General features: G+C 67.2%; 12 protein-coding genes. 6 read left to right on the top strand and 6 right to left on the bottom strand.

Features of this window, described 5'->3' with window-relative positions; all coding sequences use genetic code 11:
- The first annotated feature begins 256 nt into the window (after positions 1-256).
- Together ACT4OC_RS10725 and ACT4OC_RS10730 are read left to right on the top strand one after the other, a co-directional pair.
- The gene (locus ACT4OC_RS10725; protein WP_444838958.1) at positions 257-3580 is read left to right on the top strand and encodes an adenylate/guanylate cyclase domain-containing protein; all 3324 of its coding nucleotides are present in this window, start codon (positions 257-259) and stop codon (positions 3578-3580) included.
- A 13-nt stretch (positions 3581-3593) separates the two neighbouring features.
- Positions 3594-4283 carry a redoxin domain-containing protein gene (locus tag ACT4OC_RS10730; protein ID WP_444838959.1) on the top strand — a complete coding sequence of 230 codons (690 nt, stop codon included), beginning with the start codon at positions 3594-3596 and terminating at the stop codon, positions 4281-4283.
- Between the two features lie 111 nt (positions 4284-4394).
- On the opposite strand, the gene ACT4OC_RS10735 is transcribed toward ACT4OC_RS10730, so the two are convergent.
- The 5 genes from ACT4OC_RS10735 to mepA all read right to left on the bottom strand — a co-directional run bounded on the left by ACT4OC_RS10735 (position 4395) and on the right by mepA (position 8021).
- Entirely contained in the window at positions 4395-4622 is a 228-nt protein-coding gene (locus ACT4OC_RS10735) for a dodecin (RefSeq protein ID WP_444838960.1), read from the bottom strand.
- 136 nt (positions 4623-4758) lie between these two features.
- Positions 4759-5433: a molybdenum ABC transporter ATP-binding protein gene (gene modC / locus ACT4OC_RS10740; RefSeq protein ID WP_444838961.1), complete on the bottom strand. Its 675-nt coding sequence runs from the start codon at positions 5431-5433 to the stop codon at positions 4759-4761.
- A gap of 2 nt (positions 5434-5435) precedes the next feature.
- Positions 5436-6131, bottom strand: coding sequence for a molybdate ABC transporter permease subunit (modB, locus tag ACT4OC_RS10745; RefSeq protein WP_444838962.1), 696 nt, complete (start codon positions 6129-6131; stop codon positions 5436-5438).
- Positions 6131-6913: a molybdate ABC transporter substrate-binding protein gene (gene modA / locus ACT4OC_RS10750; protein WP_444838963.1), complete on the bottom strand. Its 783-nt coding sequence runs from the start codon at positions 6911-6913 to the stop codon at positions 6131-6133. The genes modB and modA overlap by 1 nt, the downstream gene beginning before the upstream one ends.
- Before the next feature lie 190 nt (positions 6914-7103).
- Positions 7104-8021 carry a penicillin-insensitive murein endopeptidase gene (mepA, locus tag ACT4OC_RS10755; protein ID WP_444838964.1) on the bottom strand — a complete coding sequence of 306 codons (918 nt, stop codon included), beginning with the start codon at positions 8019-8021 and terminating at the stop codon, positions 7104-7106.
- Positions 8022-8280: 259 nt separating this feature from the next.
- On the opposite strand from mepA, the gene ACT4OC_RS10760 reads away from it, so the two are divergent.
- The 4 genes from ACT4OC_RS10760 to ACT4OC_RS10775 all read left to right on the top strand — a co-directional run bounded on the left by ACT4OC_RS10760 (position 8281) and on the right by ACT4OC_RS10775 (position 14808).
- Positions 8281-8715 carry a L,D-transpeptidase gene (locus ACT4OC_RS10760; RefSeq protein ID WP_444838965.1) on the top strand — a complete coding sequence of 145 codons (435 nt, stop codon included), beginning with the start codon at positions 8281-8283 and terminating at the stop codon, positions 8713-8715.
- A 222-nt stretch (positions 8716-8937) separates the two neighbouring features.
- Positions 8938-10113 carry an ABC transporter substrate-binding protein gene (locus ACT4OC_RS10765; RefSeq protein ID WP_444838966.1) on the top strand — a complete coding sequence of 392 codons (1176 nt, stop codon included), beginning with the start codon at positions 8938-8940 and terminating at the stop codon, positions 10111-10113.
- 37 nt (positions 10114-10150) lie between these two features.
- Positions 10151-12271 (top strand): methyl-accepting chemotaxis protein, encoded by a 2121-nt coding sequence (locus ACT4OC_RS10770; protein WP_444838967.1) that lies wholly within the window; start codon positions 10151-10153, stop codon positions 12269-12271.
- 368 nt (positions 12272-12639) lie between these two features.
- Positions 12640-14808, top strand: a complete 2169-nt coding sequence (locus tag ACT4OC_RS10775; RefSeq protein WP_444838968.1) for a putative bifunctional diguanylate cyclase/phosphodiesterase — start codon at positions 12640-12642, stop codon at positions 14806-14808.
- A gap of 154 nt (positions 14809-14962) precedes the next feature.
- Here ACT4OC_RS10775 and ACT4OC_RS10780 read toward each other — a convergent pair whose 3' ends face one another.
- The gene (locus ACT4OC_RS10780; protein WP_444838969.1) at positions 14963-15187 is read right to left on the bottom strand and encodes a hypothetical protein; all 225 of its coding nucleotides are present in this window, start codon (positions 15185-15187) and stop codon (positions 14963-14965) included.
- Between the last annotated feature and the right edge of the window lie 67 nt (positions 15188-15254).

Genomic DNA, 15254 nt, shown 5'->3' on the forward strand with positions numbered 1-15254 from the left:
ATGGATTGCTTCGTCGCTTCGCTCCTCGCAATGACGGAGAAACTCATTCCTCCAGCGTGAACCCGGCGCGCAGGGCCACCGGTGGTGGCTCCGCCGGGGACGGCGCCAGCCGGAGCGCCGCCGTTAACCAAGCTCAGCGCCGGCGCCACCACTTGCCGTTTCTGCGGCAGGGGCGCATTTTGGCGGGAGCCGGGGCCATGTTTCACGGACCCCGGCGCCAGATCGTGCCGTCGCGACCTTCCGCGAGGTTTGATCCATGAACTGCTCTGGCTGCGGTTACGAGGTTCAGACCGGCTTTGCCTTCTGCCCGAGCTGCGGCACGAAGCAGCCGCGCGCTTGCCCTGGCTGCGGCTATCCGTGCGAGCCGGATTTCGCCTATTGCCCGAAATGCGGCGCAGAGGTCGATGCCGCGGCCAAAGCCGGCGTCGCGTCACCATCGACCTCACCGACAGCTCCAAAGCGGGTCGATGCACCGGCGCTGACGCCAACGCTCGCGGCAGAGCCCGGTCGGCCCGTCCAGCCAGAGCATCACAAGGCCGACAGCAGCGCCAACCGCCGCACCATCACGGTGCTGTTTGCCGACCTCTCCGGCTTCACCACGATGAGCGAGCGGCTCGATCCGGAAGTCATGCAGGCTTTCCAGAACGAATTGTTCGAGGAGTTGACGGCAGCGGTGCAGCGCTTCGGCGGCTTCGTCGACAAGTTCATCGGCGATGCCCTGCTCGCGCTGTTTGGCGCGCCGGCCGCGCATGAGGACGATCCCGAGCGGGCGGTCCGCGCCGCCATCGACATGATCAGGCGGACGGCGGCCCTCGGAGAGCGTTCGAAGATACATGCCGGCTCGCCGCTCATGCTGCATGTCGGCATCAACACCGGGCAGGTGGTCGCCGGTGAGCTGGGGGCGGGCGTCGCCAAGTCCTATTCGGTGACCGGCGATACCGTGAATACCGCGCAGCGATTGCAGTCGATGGCGCCGTCGGGCGAGGTGCTGGTGGGACCGTTGACCTACCGGCTGACCCGGCACGCTTTCGCCTATGAATCGCTCGGCGACGTCGCGCTCAAGGGCAAGCTGGGCAGCGTCCTGGTGCACCGCCTGAAGGGCCCGCTCGAGGTGGCGCGCGAGGCGCGGGGTCTCGACATGCTGGGCCTCAGCGCGCCGCTGATCGGGCGCGACGCCGAGCTTGCCCGCATGATCGGCAGCCTCGATCTGGCATGTGGCGGGGCCGCGCAGCTGGTGCGGCTGGTCGGCGAAGCCGGCATCGGAAAAACCCGCCTGGTGAATGAATTCGTCGCCCGCGCCCGCGACGAGGACCGTTTCGCTGACGTGGCGATCCGGCGTGCGGTCTGCTCGCCGCTCGGCGAGCAGACCTATGGCACGCTTGCGGCGGTGCTGCGCAGCGCCTACGGCATAGCGCAGAAAGCCACCATGGCGGAGGCGCAGGCCAAGCTGGCCGAGGCGCTGTCGGAGCTTGGGCTGGCGGCCGAAGAGGCGCAGCGCCTGATGCCGCTGTTCTTCTATGTTCTCGGCCTCGGCGATCCCGACGCCGCCCTGCAGCATATCGAGCCCGAACAGCTGCGGCGCCAGATCCTGTTTGCCATTCGCACCGTCTTCGAACGCCGTCTGGCGCTGTCTCCGCTGCTCATCATTGTCGAGGATCTGCATTGGGCCGATGCCGGGTCGCTCGAGGCGCTGCGGTTCCTGATGGATCGGCTGGAGCGTACGCGGCTGATGCTGCTGTTCACGCACCGGCCGGTGCTCGAGATGGACCAGTTCGGCTCGGGCCGGATCAGCCACACGACGCTGCGGCTGGGCCCTCTCGGCGTTGCCGACGGACAAAAGCTGCTCGCCGCCTACTTCAGCCAGGGCTGGAGCGAACCGCCCGGTAACCTGTTCAGCCGAATTCTGCAACGCGCCGGCGGCAATCCGCTCTTCATCGAGGAAATCATACGGGGGCTCATCGAAGCCGGCGCCCTGCAGCGCGACGGCTCGCAGTGGCGGCTCGGGTCCGATGAAGCTGCGGCCGACATCCCGGCCAGCATTCAGGCCTTGCTGCTGGCGCGGCTCGACCGCCTGCCGCACGCGGTGCGCCGCCTCGCCCAGGAGGCCGCGGTCATCGGCTCGCGCTTCGATGCCGCCGTGCTGGGCGCCACCGCAACGGAGCCTGCGAAAGTGGAAGCCGGGCTCGAGCTTCTGTGCGACGCCGAGATCGTCGAGGAGGTCGCGGGTGCGAACGCGATCTCGCTGCAATCCTATCGCTTCACGCAAACCATGCTCCAGGACGTGATCTACCAGAATCTCCTCCTGCAGCGGCGCATCGAGATGCACGGACGCATCGCTTCCACGCTCGAGCGGTTGCACGGCAAGGAGCCCGAGCGGCTCGCGGACCTCATCCTGCTCGGTCATCATTTCAGCCTCAGCGCGAGCAAGTCGAAGGGATCGCACTACCTGAGCGCGGCCGGCGATCGGGCGCGCGCGATGTACGCCAATGAGGACGCCATCCGGCTCTATCAGCAGGCGCTCGCCGTGCTGCTCACGGCGGGCGAGCCGGGGCCGGAACGGCTGATGCTGTGTGAGCGGATCGCCGACCTGTGCGGCGCAGCCGGCCGCCGCAACACGGCCGAGGAGCACTACCAGACCGCGCTGGAGGCTCATCGTGTCGCTGGGGATCGCGTTGCCGAGGCGCGAATCACGCGCAAGCTGGGCCGGCTGCTGTGGGAAGCCGGCAAACGCAGCCAGGCGGAGGCGCACTACGCGCAGGCGGCGCAACTGCTCGAGGGCGCCGACGCGCCGATCGAGTGGGCTCACCTGCTGCAGGAGCGTGGCCACCTCGCCTTTCGCACCGGCGATCATGCGGCGGCGGCGAAATGGGCGGACGAGGCGCTTGGTTACGCCAGATCGGTGCCGCCGGATGCGGATCGGCACGTCGCACTCGAAGCGTCACGCGCGGTTGCGGAGGCGCTCAACACCAAGGGCGTTGCGCTGGCGCGGCTCGGGCGAAGCCGGGAGGCGGTCAGCGAGGTGGAACGAAGCGTCGCCGCCGCGGAAGCCGCCGGCCTCCTCAGCGCGGCCTGCCGGGGCTACACCAATCTCGGCGTGCTCTACACGATCGTCGATCCCGCGAAAGCCATCGAGGTATGCCGGCGCGGGCTCGACGTTGCGCGCCGCATCGGCGACCTCGGCTTTCAGGCCCGCCTGCTCGCCAACTTTGCCGTTGCCTGCTGCACCTTCACCGACAGGTGCAGCAATGAGGGCGTGCCGGCCGCCGAAAAGGCGATTGAGCTCGACCGTGCGCTCGACCAGCGCGAGCATCTTCCCGTGCCGCTGATCGTGCTCGGACAAATTCATCAATGCCATGGCCGGCCGGAACTCGCCGCCCGCTGCTACCACGAGGCCATCGCGGTGGCGGGCGAAACCGGCGAGCCCCAGCAGCTGTTTCCATGCTATGATGGCCTTGCGACGTTGAGCCTCGACCGCGGCGACATGCCGGAGGCCGAGCGGCATTTTGCCCTGGCGCACGAGGTCTGCGCCCGCCACGGGCTCGATCCGCAAGGGCTGATCGTGTTGCCATTTCTCGATTAGAGCGGAGGTCAACATGTCTTATGTCGATAAGCCACTTGTCGATAGACTACTTCAGCCGGGTGACCGCGCACCGAACATCGTGCTGGATGCCATCACGCGCGATGGCAAGATCGCGCTGGAGGACTTCCGCGGCCAGAGCCCGATATTGGTCGGCCTGTTTCGCGGTTTGCATTGTCCGTTCTGCCGGCGCCATCTGGCGGCACAGGCGCAAATCGACGCCGCGCTGCGCGAGCAGGGCGTCGAGAGTCTCGCGGTGGTCAATACGCCGATCGAGCGGGCGCGGCTGTATTTCCGTTACCATCCGATGCCCAATCTGCTTGCCGCCTCGGACCCCGAACGCCTCTCGCATCGCGCGTTCGGCTTGCCCAATCTCGAGTTCACCGAGGGCGACACCGAATGGCCCCGCAAGGTCGGTATGGACGTGGTGACGTCCATGCAGGTCGAAGTACCCGGCGAACTGCCCGGGTCGATGAACCGCATGGCGGCGGCCGATCTGCTCAACAAGAAGGACGGCTACGAGATGACGGAAGCCGACGAGAGGATGATGGCGGCCGGCAATGGCCAGCTGTTCGGCCAGTTCCTGCTCGACCGCGAAGGCATCGTGCGCTGGAGCTTCACCGAAGTCCCCGAAGGCGGCCAACGCATGTTCGGGATGCCTGACGCCCGGGAACTGATGTCGGCGGCCGCCCAGGTCGCCCGCTAGATGTGAGCGCGATGGTGATTGGTTGAATCGACCGTCCGGCGGGCTCGGTTCACCTCTCCTTAGGGAGAGGTGAATCCCGGTGCCGGCTTCAGTTCAACCTAATGCCGAAAATCACTCCTCCAGCGTGAAGCCGACCCGCAGCGTCACCTGGTAATGCGCCACCTTGCCGCCCTCGATATGGCCGCGGGTCTGCACCACCTCGAACCATTTCATCTCGCGGATCGTCTTCGACGCGCGCGTGATCGCGTTCTGGACGGCGTCCTCGATGCTTTTATCCGAAGAGCCGACGAGTTCGAGGATCTTGTAGATGTGGTCCTTTGCTCCGGTCACAGGCGACATGACAGACCTCCATTTGGATGACTCGGATCCGTAGGGCGGATTAGCCGCAAGGCATAATCCGCCGCGCTCTAGCGGCGCATTACGCTTTCGCTAATGCGCCCTACGATCCGATCGTATGGGAAGAGAACGGGCTGCGCTACGCCGTTGTTCCCGACACCACCTTCACCCCGCCGAGCGCCGTCACCTTGCCATCGCGCAAGGTCACGATTTGCGTTGCCAGCTGGCGCATCTCGGCGGCGTCGTGGCTGACATAGACCATCGGCACGTTGGCCTCGTCGCGCAGCCGCACCAGGTACGGCAATATCTCCACCTTGCGGCCCTCGTCGAGCGAGCCGAGCGGCTCGTCGAGCAGCAACAGGCGCGGCTTCGACAGCAGCGCGCGGCCGAGCGCGACGCGCTGGCGCTCGCCGCCGGAAAGCTTTCCGGGGCGGCGGTCGAGCAGATGGCCGATGTCGAGCAGCTCGGTGACACGCCGGTGCTGCGCGGGATCGTCGGGCAGCCGATTCATCCGCCGCCCATAGTCGAGATTTTGCGCCACGTTCATGTGCGGAAACAGCCGCGCATCCTGGAAGACGTAGCCGATGCGGCGGCGGTGCGGCGGCACATGCACGCCCATTGCAGTGTCGTCGAGAATCTCTCCATCGAGTGCGATGACACCGCGGTCGGGCCGCAAGAGCCCTGCGATGATGTTGACCAGCGAGGTCTTGCCGGCGCCGGAGGCGCCGAACAGGCCGGTGACGCGGCCCTCGCTGGCGAAGGCGGCCTCCAGCGTGAATTCGCCGAGCTTCTTCGATATGTCGATGCGCAGCATGTTCAGTTTCCGTGCAGGCGCCGGGTCGCGCGCCGCGCGAACCATTCCGATCCGATCAATGCGGCCATGGCAATCGCAATGGAGACCAGCACCAGCCGCACCGCCGCGGCATCGCCGTCCGGCGTCTGGATCAGCGAGTAGATCGCCGAGGAGATCGTCTGCGTCTCGCCGGGGATGTTGGAGACGAAGGTGATGGTGGCGCCGAACTCGCCGATCGCTTTCGCAAAGCCGAGCACCATGCCGGCGAGGATGCCGGGCAGCGCCAGCGGCAGCGTCACCGTCGCGAACACCTTCCAGGGCGGTGCGCCCAGCGTGCTCGCGGCCTGCTCCAGCCGGCGGTCGACCGCCTCGATCGACAGCCGGATCGGCCGCACCAGCAGCGGAAACGCCATCACGCCGCAGGCCAGCGCCGCACCGGTCCAGCGGAAGGCGAACACGATGCCGAGATTGTCGGCGAGCCAGCCGCCGATCGGCCCGCGCTTGCCGAAGCTGAGCAGCAGCAGGTAACCGGTAACGACCGGCGGCAGCACCAGCGGCAGGTGCACCAGCGCGTCCAGCACCGACTTGCCCCAGAAATTGTTGCGCGCCAAGAGCCACGCCAGTGCGATGCCGAACGGCGTCGCCACCAGCGTCGCGATCACGGCGACCCTGAGCGACAGCAGGATCGCCGTCCATTCGGCTGGCGTGATCTCGCTCATCAGGTGGTCGGGGTTGCGAGGTACTTGAAGCCGTACTTCTCGAAGATGTTCCTCGCCGCGGTGGAACGCAGGAAGGCGAGATAGTTGGCGGCTTGCGGCTTCGCCGTCGCCGTCGCGGCGACGGGATAGACGATGGCGGGGTGCGAGTCCGCCGGGAAGGTGCCGACGATCCTGACGCCCGGCTCGACCCTGGCGTCGGTCGCATAGACGATGCCGAGCACGGCTTCGCTGCGTGCGACCAGCAAGAGTGCCGCGCGCACATTGTCCGCCATCGCGAATTTCGGCTCGGCGGCCCGCCACGATCCGAGCTTCTTCAGCGCCGCCTTGGCGTATTTGCCTGATGGTACGGATTTCACGTCGCCGGTTGCTATCCTGCCGTCGCCGGCGAGCCTTGCCAGGTCGAAGCCCGCTGCGATGCTGACGTCGCCGATCTTCGAGTCCTTCGGCGCGATCAGCACGATGGAATTGCCGAGCAGGTTGATGCGGCTCGCTTCATCGATGGTCTTCCTCGAAGCCGCATAGTCCATCCAGTCGGTGTCGGCCGAGATGAACACATCCGCCGGCGCGCCTTGTTCGATCTGCCGGGCGAGGCCCGAGCTCGGGCCATAGCTGACGGTGACCTTGACCCCGGTCTTCGCGCCATAGGCCGCACCGATCTCGTCGAGCGCGTTCTTCATGGAAGCTGCGGCGAACACGGTGATGGTCTTGTCCTGCGCGCTGGCCGGCATGGCCGCGCCGGCAAGAGCGAGGCCGGTGAGGAGAATTCCGGCAAATCGTTTCATTGGTGGCGCTCCACGCCGCCTTGCATGCACGGTCGCACACGCAAATCAGGCTTTGGTGATGTCAGGCTTGCGACGGGCGGAAGCGCCGTTCCGGCAATCCCTGGTCGACGGGCAGTCGGCCGGGATGTCGCGATACGCGCCGACTATAGCTCATCCAGGCGCGCGGTGAAAAGTCCCGTTGCGATGCAGACTACTGCTTTGCGTCCGGCAGGTTCAGCACGCCCCGGCAGGCCGGCGGCAATTGCGCCATGGTCATCGGCGGCTTCGGCTTGGGCGGCACTTTCGGCGGCTTCGGATGCAGCACCGAATCCTTGAACCAGAAGGCGAGGTCGCCCTTGCTGCAACCTTCGCCGTCGCCCGGATCGGGCTGGCTCTCGCATTCGCCCGAGCCCGGCGGGCACTTGATGCGGATGTGGAAGTGATAGTCGTGGCCCCACATCGGCCGCACCTTGTGCAGCCAGCCGCGATCGCCCTTGGCCTCGCGGCACAGCGCCTTCTTGATCGCGGCGTTGACGAAGATGCGCTGCACGGCAGGCTCCTGCGCCGCCGCGCGGAGCACGACGAGATGGCTAGGGGTGAACACGCGCGGATCGATGTCGAGGCGGTCCGCGTGCACCATCATGGTCGCCGACATTTCCTCGCGCTCGCCCCGCGACAGCTGCCGCTCCGGCGCCGGCGTCAGCCAGATGTCGGCGTCGAGCCCCACCTGGTGGCTGGCGTGGCCCGTCAGCATCGGCCCGCCGCGCGGCTGCGACATGTCGCCGACGAGGATGCCGTGCCAGCCGGCCTCCTTCTTCGCCTTCATCGCAAGGCGCTTCACCAGCGCGACCATGTCGGGATGCGCCCAATAGCGGTTGCGCGACAGCCGCATCACCTGCCAGGCCTCGCCGTTGATCGGCAGCCCTTCGGCGCCGGCGATGCAGCCATGGGCATAGAAGCCGAACACGCGCGGCTTCTCCGCGGCCGCCGGCAGATATTTGCGGGCGAACAATTCCTTGGCGCCGAGCCGGGGGTCGTTGGGGTTGGCCAGCGGCGGCAGCGGTTTTGGATTGACCGTGCCCCTGTCCTGCGCCGGCGCTGGCGAGGCGCTGACGAGGATGGCGATCATGAGGGGGATCAGGAATCGGCGGGGCTGCATGCCGGGCGAAATTAGCACGGAATTGGCCGGTCCTGGCCAGTGCGCTGCATCATCATCCCCGCTCAATTTGACGCGACGGCGGCGGGGTTAAGCTTAACGTCAGGCCGCGACGGCCTGCGCCCTTTACAAGCGGCTTCGGGAACCCGCAAATAGCGGGAAAATAGTAAGGGCCCGGTCGCCGGTTTGCGGAGAGATCGCGCCCAAAAGGCGTAACGGGCAGGGGCGTTTCATGAGTTTGTCGTCGGGCTGGCGGCCGGCCGTTGCGGCTGCGTTCGCGTTGTCGTGTCTTTCCGTCGCGCCGGCATCGGCCGACGTCGTGGTGCAGATCAGCAAGTCCTCGCAGCGCATGTCGGTCAGCGTCAACGGGCAGCCGCGCTATACCTGGCCGGTGTCCACCGGCCGCAGCGGCTATGGCACGCCGAGCGGCGTCTTCCATCCGCAGATGATGGCGCGGCGCTGGTTCTCGAAGAAGTATTACAACTCGCCGATGCCGCACTCGATCTTCTTCTATCACGGCTTCGCCATCCACGGCACGACCGAGCTGCGCCGCCTCGGCGGCCCGGCCTCGCATGGCTGCGTGCGGCTGCATCCTTCCAACGCGGCGACGCTTTACGCGCTGGTCGAGCGCAACGGCCGCGGCAACACGCGCATCGAGATCTACTGACCCCGCGTACCCGCCCGGGCCCGACAGTCCCGGGTTTCCGCGGTCCGTTGAACTACGGATATCCCGCAGGACGGCAGGCGGTGGCCGTTTAACGAAAACTGAAGCTGTCTGCATCACAGTAGTCGCAAGTTTGTGCCGGGAGCCTACCCGGCAGACGACCGCTGCTGCTCTCCGGACAGAGAGGTCCGGCCACCCGCCACACCGCGCAAGGGATTTATTGACATGCGAGCTTCTTCTTTCAAAGCGCTTCCCGTCGTGTTTGCAGTCCTCGCTGCGACCGGCGTATCCGCATCCGCCGAGAACGGCGTCACCGCCGACAAGGTCGTGTTCGGCCAGGCCACCGCCCTCGAGGGTCCGGCCTCCGCACTGGGCCAGGGCATGAAAGCCGGCCTCGATGCGGCCTTCGCCGAGATCAACAAGGCGGGCGGCATCAAGGGACGCAAGCTCGAGCTCAAGAGCGTCGACGACGGCTACGAGCCGACCAAGTCGATCGAGGCGGTGAAGAAGCTGCTCGACGAAGACAAGGTGTTCGCCATCGCCGGCGCCGTCGGCACGCCGACTGCGGCCGCCACCCAGCCGATCGCAACCGCGGCCGGCGCGCCCTTCATCGGCGCCTTCACCGGTGCGGAGTTCCTGCGCGAGCCGCACAAGCCGCTGGTGATGAACATCCGCGCCAGCTACTTCCAGGAAACCGAGGCGATGGTCGAGCACCTGACCAAGGATCTCGGCGCCAGCAAGATCGCGATCATGTACCAGGACGACGCCTTCGGCCAGGCCGGCCTCGCCGGCGTCAAGCGGGCGCTCGACAAGCGGAAGATGCAGCTCGCGGGCGAAGGCACCTTCGAGCGCAACACGGTGGCGGTGAAGTCGGCGCTGCTCTCCATCAAGAAGGCCGATCCGCAAGCCGTCATCATGATCAGCCCGTACAAGCCCGCGGCCGAGTTCATCAAGCTCGCCCGCCAGATCAAGTTCGACACCACCTTCGTCAACATCTCCTTCGTCGGCTCCGATGCGCTGGCCAAGGAGCTCGGTCCGGCAGGCGCCGGCGTGGTCGTCACGCAGGTCGTGCCGTTCCCGAAGGACACGTCCATCCCGGTGGTCGCGCGCTACCAGGCGGCGCTCAAGGCCAACTCGCCCGACGCCCAGCCCGGCTTCATCTCGCTCGAAGGCTACCTTGTCGGCCGCGCCATCGCCTCGGCGCTGGAGAAGGTCAACGGCGACCTCACCCGCGCTGCGCTGATGGAGACCGTGCAGAAGTCCGGCACTTTCGACCTCGGCGGCGTCAAGCTCGGCTACAGCCCGACGTCCAACCGCGGCTCCGATCAGGTGTTCCTGACCGTCATCCAGCCGGACGGCAGCTTCAAGTCCGTCACCCGCCTCGAAAAGACGGGGTCGTAAGGACGCGCCTGGCCCACTGCAAACGGGGAGAACGATCATGGAGACCGCGATGTCTTGGAGCCGCCTCGGCCTTCGCGGTCGATTGTTCACCGCCTTCGGAGTCGTTGCCGCGCTCACCGTGCTGGCAAGCGGCAGCGCGATCGTCTCCTACGGCAATCTCGGGCAGTCGCTCGGCGCCATCGCCGAGAAGAGCCTGCCCGAGATCACGCGGGCCTCCAAGGTCGTCAAGGCCGCCGGAGAAGTGACGGCAGCCGCCCCGCGGCTGCTGGCCGCCACCGATCCCGCCGAGCGCGAGCTGGCCTTGAAGAACCTCGCGGCGGCGCGTCAGGATCTGACGCAGACCATCGGCGCGCTGGCGCCCGACGATGCCGCCCGTCTCAACAAGACCGGTGACCGCATTCTCGCCAATCTCGACCGGCTCGTGCAGTCGGTCGCCGAGCGCCAGACCATCGCCGGCGCCAGGCAGACCCTTGTCGCGAATCTGCGCAAAACGCATCAGAAGCTCGCCGAGAAGCTCTCGCCGATGGCCGACGATGCCGGCTTCACTTTGACCCTCGGGCTGCAGGGCGCCACCGACAAGAAGGATGACCTTGAGGTCGTGCAGAAGGCGCTCGCCGCGCTCGCCGACAACGAGCTGGTGTCGCTGCAGGCCATCATGGATCTGCGTGCCGAGTCGAACATGCTCTTGGGCATCGTGGTCGAGGCGGCGGATCTTGCTTCGGCGGACCTGCTGCCGCCGGTCAAGGACCGCTTCACGGCCACCGCGGGCCGGCTCGCCAAGGCCGCCGCGGCCTTCAAGGACGCCGAAACCTCGAAGCTGATCGCCGAGCTCGTCAAGACCGGCAAGGATTCCGGCAACGTCTTCGAGCTCAAGCAGAAGGAGCTGATCGCGGCGAAGACCGGCGCCCTCGTGGTGACCGAGAACCGCGACCTGGCGCGGGAGTTCGAGGGCGAGGTCGCCGCGCTCGAGGCGCGCAGCGAGACGGCGGCCGCCGCCGCGGTTCACGCCTCGGAAGCCGAGATCCGCAAGGGCCGCATCGTCCTGATCGCACTGGCGCTGGCGAGCCTCGCCACTGCGCTGGCGATCGGCTGGCTCTATGTCGGCCGCGGCGTGGTGCGCCGCCTGGTGCGCTTGCAGGTCAGCATGAAGGCGATTGCTTCGGGCGACCTCGGGGCGGAGATCGCGACCGCAGGCTCCGACGAGATCGCCGAGATGGCCGCCGCGCTGCAGGTCTTCAAGGACAACATGGTGGAAGCCAACCGCATGCGCGCCGAACGCGCCGACGCGGAGAAGCAGGCCCACGCCGAGCGGCGGGCCGAAATGCGCAAGCTCGCCGACCGGTTCGAGGCCGCCGTCGGCGAGATCGTGCAAACCGTGTCTTCCGCCTCGACCGAGCTGGAAACGTCGGCAACGATGCTGAGCAGGACCGCCGAGGAAACCCAACAGCTGTCCGAAACGGTCAAGGCTGCGTCGGGCGAAGCTTCCAACAACGTTCGCTCCGTTGCCGCGGCGACCGACGAGATGACGGCCTCGATCGACGAAATCAGCCGCCAGGTGCAGGAGTCGAACCGGATCGCCCGCGAGGCGGTGGAGCAGGCCGGCGCCACCGATGCCCGCATCAACGAGCTGTCGAAGGCGGCGCTTAGGATTGGCGACGTGGTCGACCTGATCACCACGATCGCGGAGCAGACCAACCTGCTGGCGCTCAACGCCACCATCGAGGCGGCGCGCGCTGGCGATGCCGGGCGCGGCTTTGCGGTGGTGGCACAGGAGGTCAAGGCGCTGGCCGCGCAGACCGCGAAAGCCACCAGCGAGATCGGCAGCCAGATCGCCGGCATGCAGGTCGCGACCCAGGATTCGGTGCAGGCGATCAAGCAGATCGGCGGCACCATCGGCCGGATCTCGGACATCGCCGCCACGATCGCGGCGTCCGTGGAGCAGCAGGGTGCGGCGACGCAGGAGATTGCCCGGAACGTCGACCAGGCGGCGCACGGCACCTCGCAGGTCGCCGACAACATTCTCAACGTCAACAACGGCGCCCGCGACACCGGCACGGCGTCGGCGCAGGTCCTCGCCTCCGCGCAGTCGCTGTCGGGCGAGAGCAACCGCCTCAAGCTCGAGGTCGGCAGGTTCCTCGACACGGTGCGCGCGGCCTGAAGCAGGGCCGCACGCGCCGCCGCCTTCACCCTTCGGTAACCCTCCTGCGCGTTGGCGCAAATTCGTGCGACCCCGCGCACTTCCTGTGCAGGATAAGACCTTCGTCGCAGTTGCATCGCGCGGCTTGCGTGCTTTGACCCCTTCAATTCGCTCGCCGATCAATCGGCGGTTGCAATCTCATCGCAGTCCACGCGGATTGTGCGCGTCAAACGGGCATTGCCCGCGCGTCCGCACCGCGTCGCCGGCCGGCAAGAGATACGATTTCTTAGACACTTATCGGAGAACTTGGCTCACGCAGAAATGCGAGCGTGTGGGGCGTAGCGATGCCGAGGATCCGGCGGATCAAGAGAAAGCCAAGGCGTGCAGCGATGGTGCGCGTGCCGGGCCGGCCGCCGAAGCCCGCACCGAAGCTCGCGGTCATCCGCCGACGCCTGCGCAGCGAAACCGGCGAGCTCGCGCGCAAGCGCGCCGAAGCGGAAGCTGCGATTGCGGAGGCGCGCAAATCCCACGCGCGCCTGCGCGAGGCGATCGACATCCTGCCGCAGGGCATCGTGTTCCTCGACGCCGAAGGCCGCTACATCCTCTGGAACAAGCGATACGCCGAGATCTACAACCGCAGCGCCGACCTGTTCAGGCCGGGCGCGAGGCTCGCCGACACCATCCGCATCGGCGTGGCGCGCGGCGACTATCCGCAGGCCAGGGGCCGCGAGGAGGAGTGGATCGCCGAGCGTCTCGCCAGGATGCATCAGCCCGGCGCGCGCCACGAGCAGACGCTCGCCGACGGCCGCGTTATCCTGATCGAGGAGCGGCTCACCGCCGACGGCGGCGTGATCGGCCTGCGCGTCGACATCACCGAGCTGAAGCAGCGCGAGGCCTCGTTCCGCCTCCTGTTCGACAGCAACCCGGTGCCGATGATCGTCTGCACGCTCGACGGCGAGCGCATCCTCTCGGTCAACGACGCGGCGGTGGAGCACTACGGCTACAGCCGCGCCGAGTTCGAGAAGCTTTCCATCCGCTGCCTTCAGGCTTTCGACAGCGATCTGCCCTGGACCGGCGCCTCCGGCGGCGAGCAGGCCGCGCAAACCTGGAAGCACGTCCGCGCCGACGGGGCCCTGATCGATCTCGCGGTCTATTCGCGCCAGCTCGTCTATGAGGACCGGCAGGCCATGCTGCTGGCCCTGATGGACATCACCGAGCGCAAGCGCGCCGACGCGCGCCTCGCCTTCATGGCTCAGCACGATAGCCTCACCGGTCTGCCGAACCGCAAGCTGCTGCGCCAGCAGATGGACGACATGCTGCTGCACACCCGCCGCAGCACCGAGAACCTCGCGGTGCTGGTGCTCGGCCTCGACAATTTCAAGGCGGTCAACGACACGCTCGGCCATGGTGTCGGCGACATGCTGCTGCGCGCCGTGGCCAAGCGCCTGCGCTCGACCTTGCGCGAGGAAGACGCCGTTGCCCGCCTCAACTCCGATGAGTTCGCGATCCTGCAGGGCGGGGTCGCCCGTCCCGAGGATGCCGCGCTGCTGGCGCGCCGCCTGCTCGAAGCCATCGCCGATCCCTTCCTGCTGGAAGACCATCCGGTGGTGATCGGCGCTTCCGTCGGCATCGCGGTCTCGCCCGGCGACGGCGACGATTCCGACAAGCTCCTGAAGAACGCCGATCTGGCGCTGTCGCGCGCCAAGAAGGATTTTCGCGGCACCTTCTCCTTCTTCGAGGCGGAGATGGACGCCCGCGCCCAGAGCCGGCGCAAGGTCGAGACCGACCTGCGGAGCGCGGTGCAGAGCGAATTGCTGCAGCCCCATTACCAGCCGCTGGTGGATCTTTCGACCGGCCGCATCACCGGCTTCGAGGCGTTGGTGCGCTGGCCGGATCCGGAGCGCGGCATGATCTCGCCCGCCGAGTTCATTCCCGTCGCCGAGGAGACCGGCCTGATCAACGCGGTGGGCGCCCTGATGCTGCGCCGCGCCTGCACGGACGCAGCCCAGTGGCCCGACGACGTCCGCGTCGCGGTCAACCTGTCGCCGCTGCAGTTCCGCGTCGGCAATCTGCTGGCGCTGGTGATGGATGCGCTGAAGCAATCCGGCCTGCCGGCGCGGCGGCTGGAGCTCGAGATCACCGAAACGCTGCTGTTGGAAAAGAGCGGGCAGGTGCTCGCCACGCTGCATGCGCTGCGGGCGCTCGGCGTGCGCATCTCGATGGACGATTTCGGCACCGGCTATTCCAGCCTGAGCTATCTGCGCAGCTTCCCGTTCGACAAGATCAAGGTCGACCGCTCCTTCGTGCGGGACGTCGACGCCAACCGCGACGCGCAGGCGATCTTCCGCTCCATCGTCAGCCTCGGCATGGGGCTCGGCGTCACCATCACCGCCGAAGGCGTCGAGACCGAAGCCGAGCTGAGCTGCCTGCGCGCCGAAGGCTGCCACGAAGGCCAGGGCTTCCTGTTCAGCCGCGCGAGGCCGCACGCCGAGATCGTCGCGCTATTGCAGGCGCAACGCGGGCTGATTGCGGCCGGCAGCGAAGGCAGGGCGGCGTGAGGGCAGGTAACCTGAATGCGTCATGGCCGGGACAAGCCCGGCTATGACGCAGGGGATCGCGTTGGTTGCTTATCTCACCGGTGCTGTCACTTCCCCTTCCTCAAATGATACGTCAGCACCAGCGCCACGCAATGGCGCAGCGCCGCCCCCTGGCTTAGCGCGCGCCCTTCAGGCTGCACGATGTCGCGCACGTCGTCGTCACGCCGTTCTCGCATTTGATGCAGGCGGCGATGCACTGCTCGCGGTCTTTGGGATTGTAGGAGGGAAAGTTGCTCGCCAGGCATCTGGAAACCGCATCGGCCGCCGGATCGGGCGAGCACGCGGCCAGTGGCAGCAGCATCATGAGCCCGATCGCGGTGATGAATTCCCGCTGCCGCATTCGACCGTCCCGTCAAGGGTGCAAAATTCGGTAAGTGAGAAACGCAGCCAGATTAGGGCAGTTCCCG

The organism is Bradyrhizobium sp., from assembly GCF_052389815.1.
Lineage (GTDB): Bacteria > Pseudomonadota > Alphaproteobacteria > Rhizobiales > Xanthobacteraceae > Bradyrhizobium.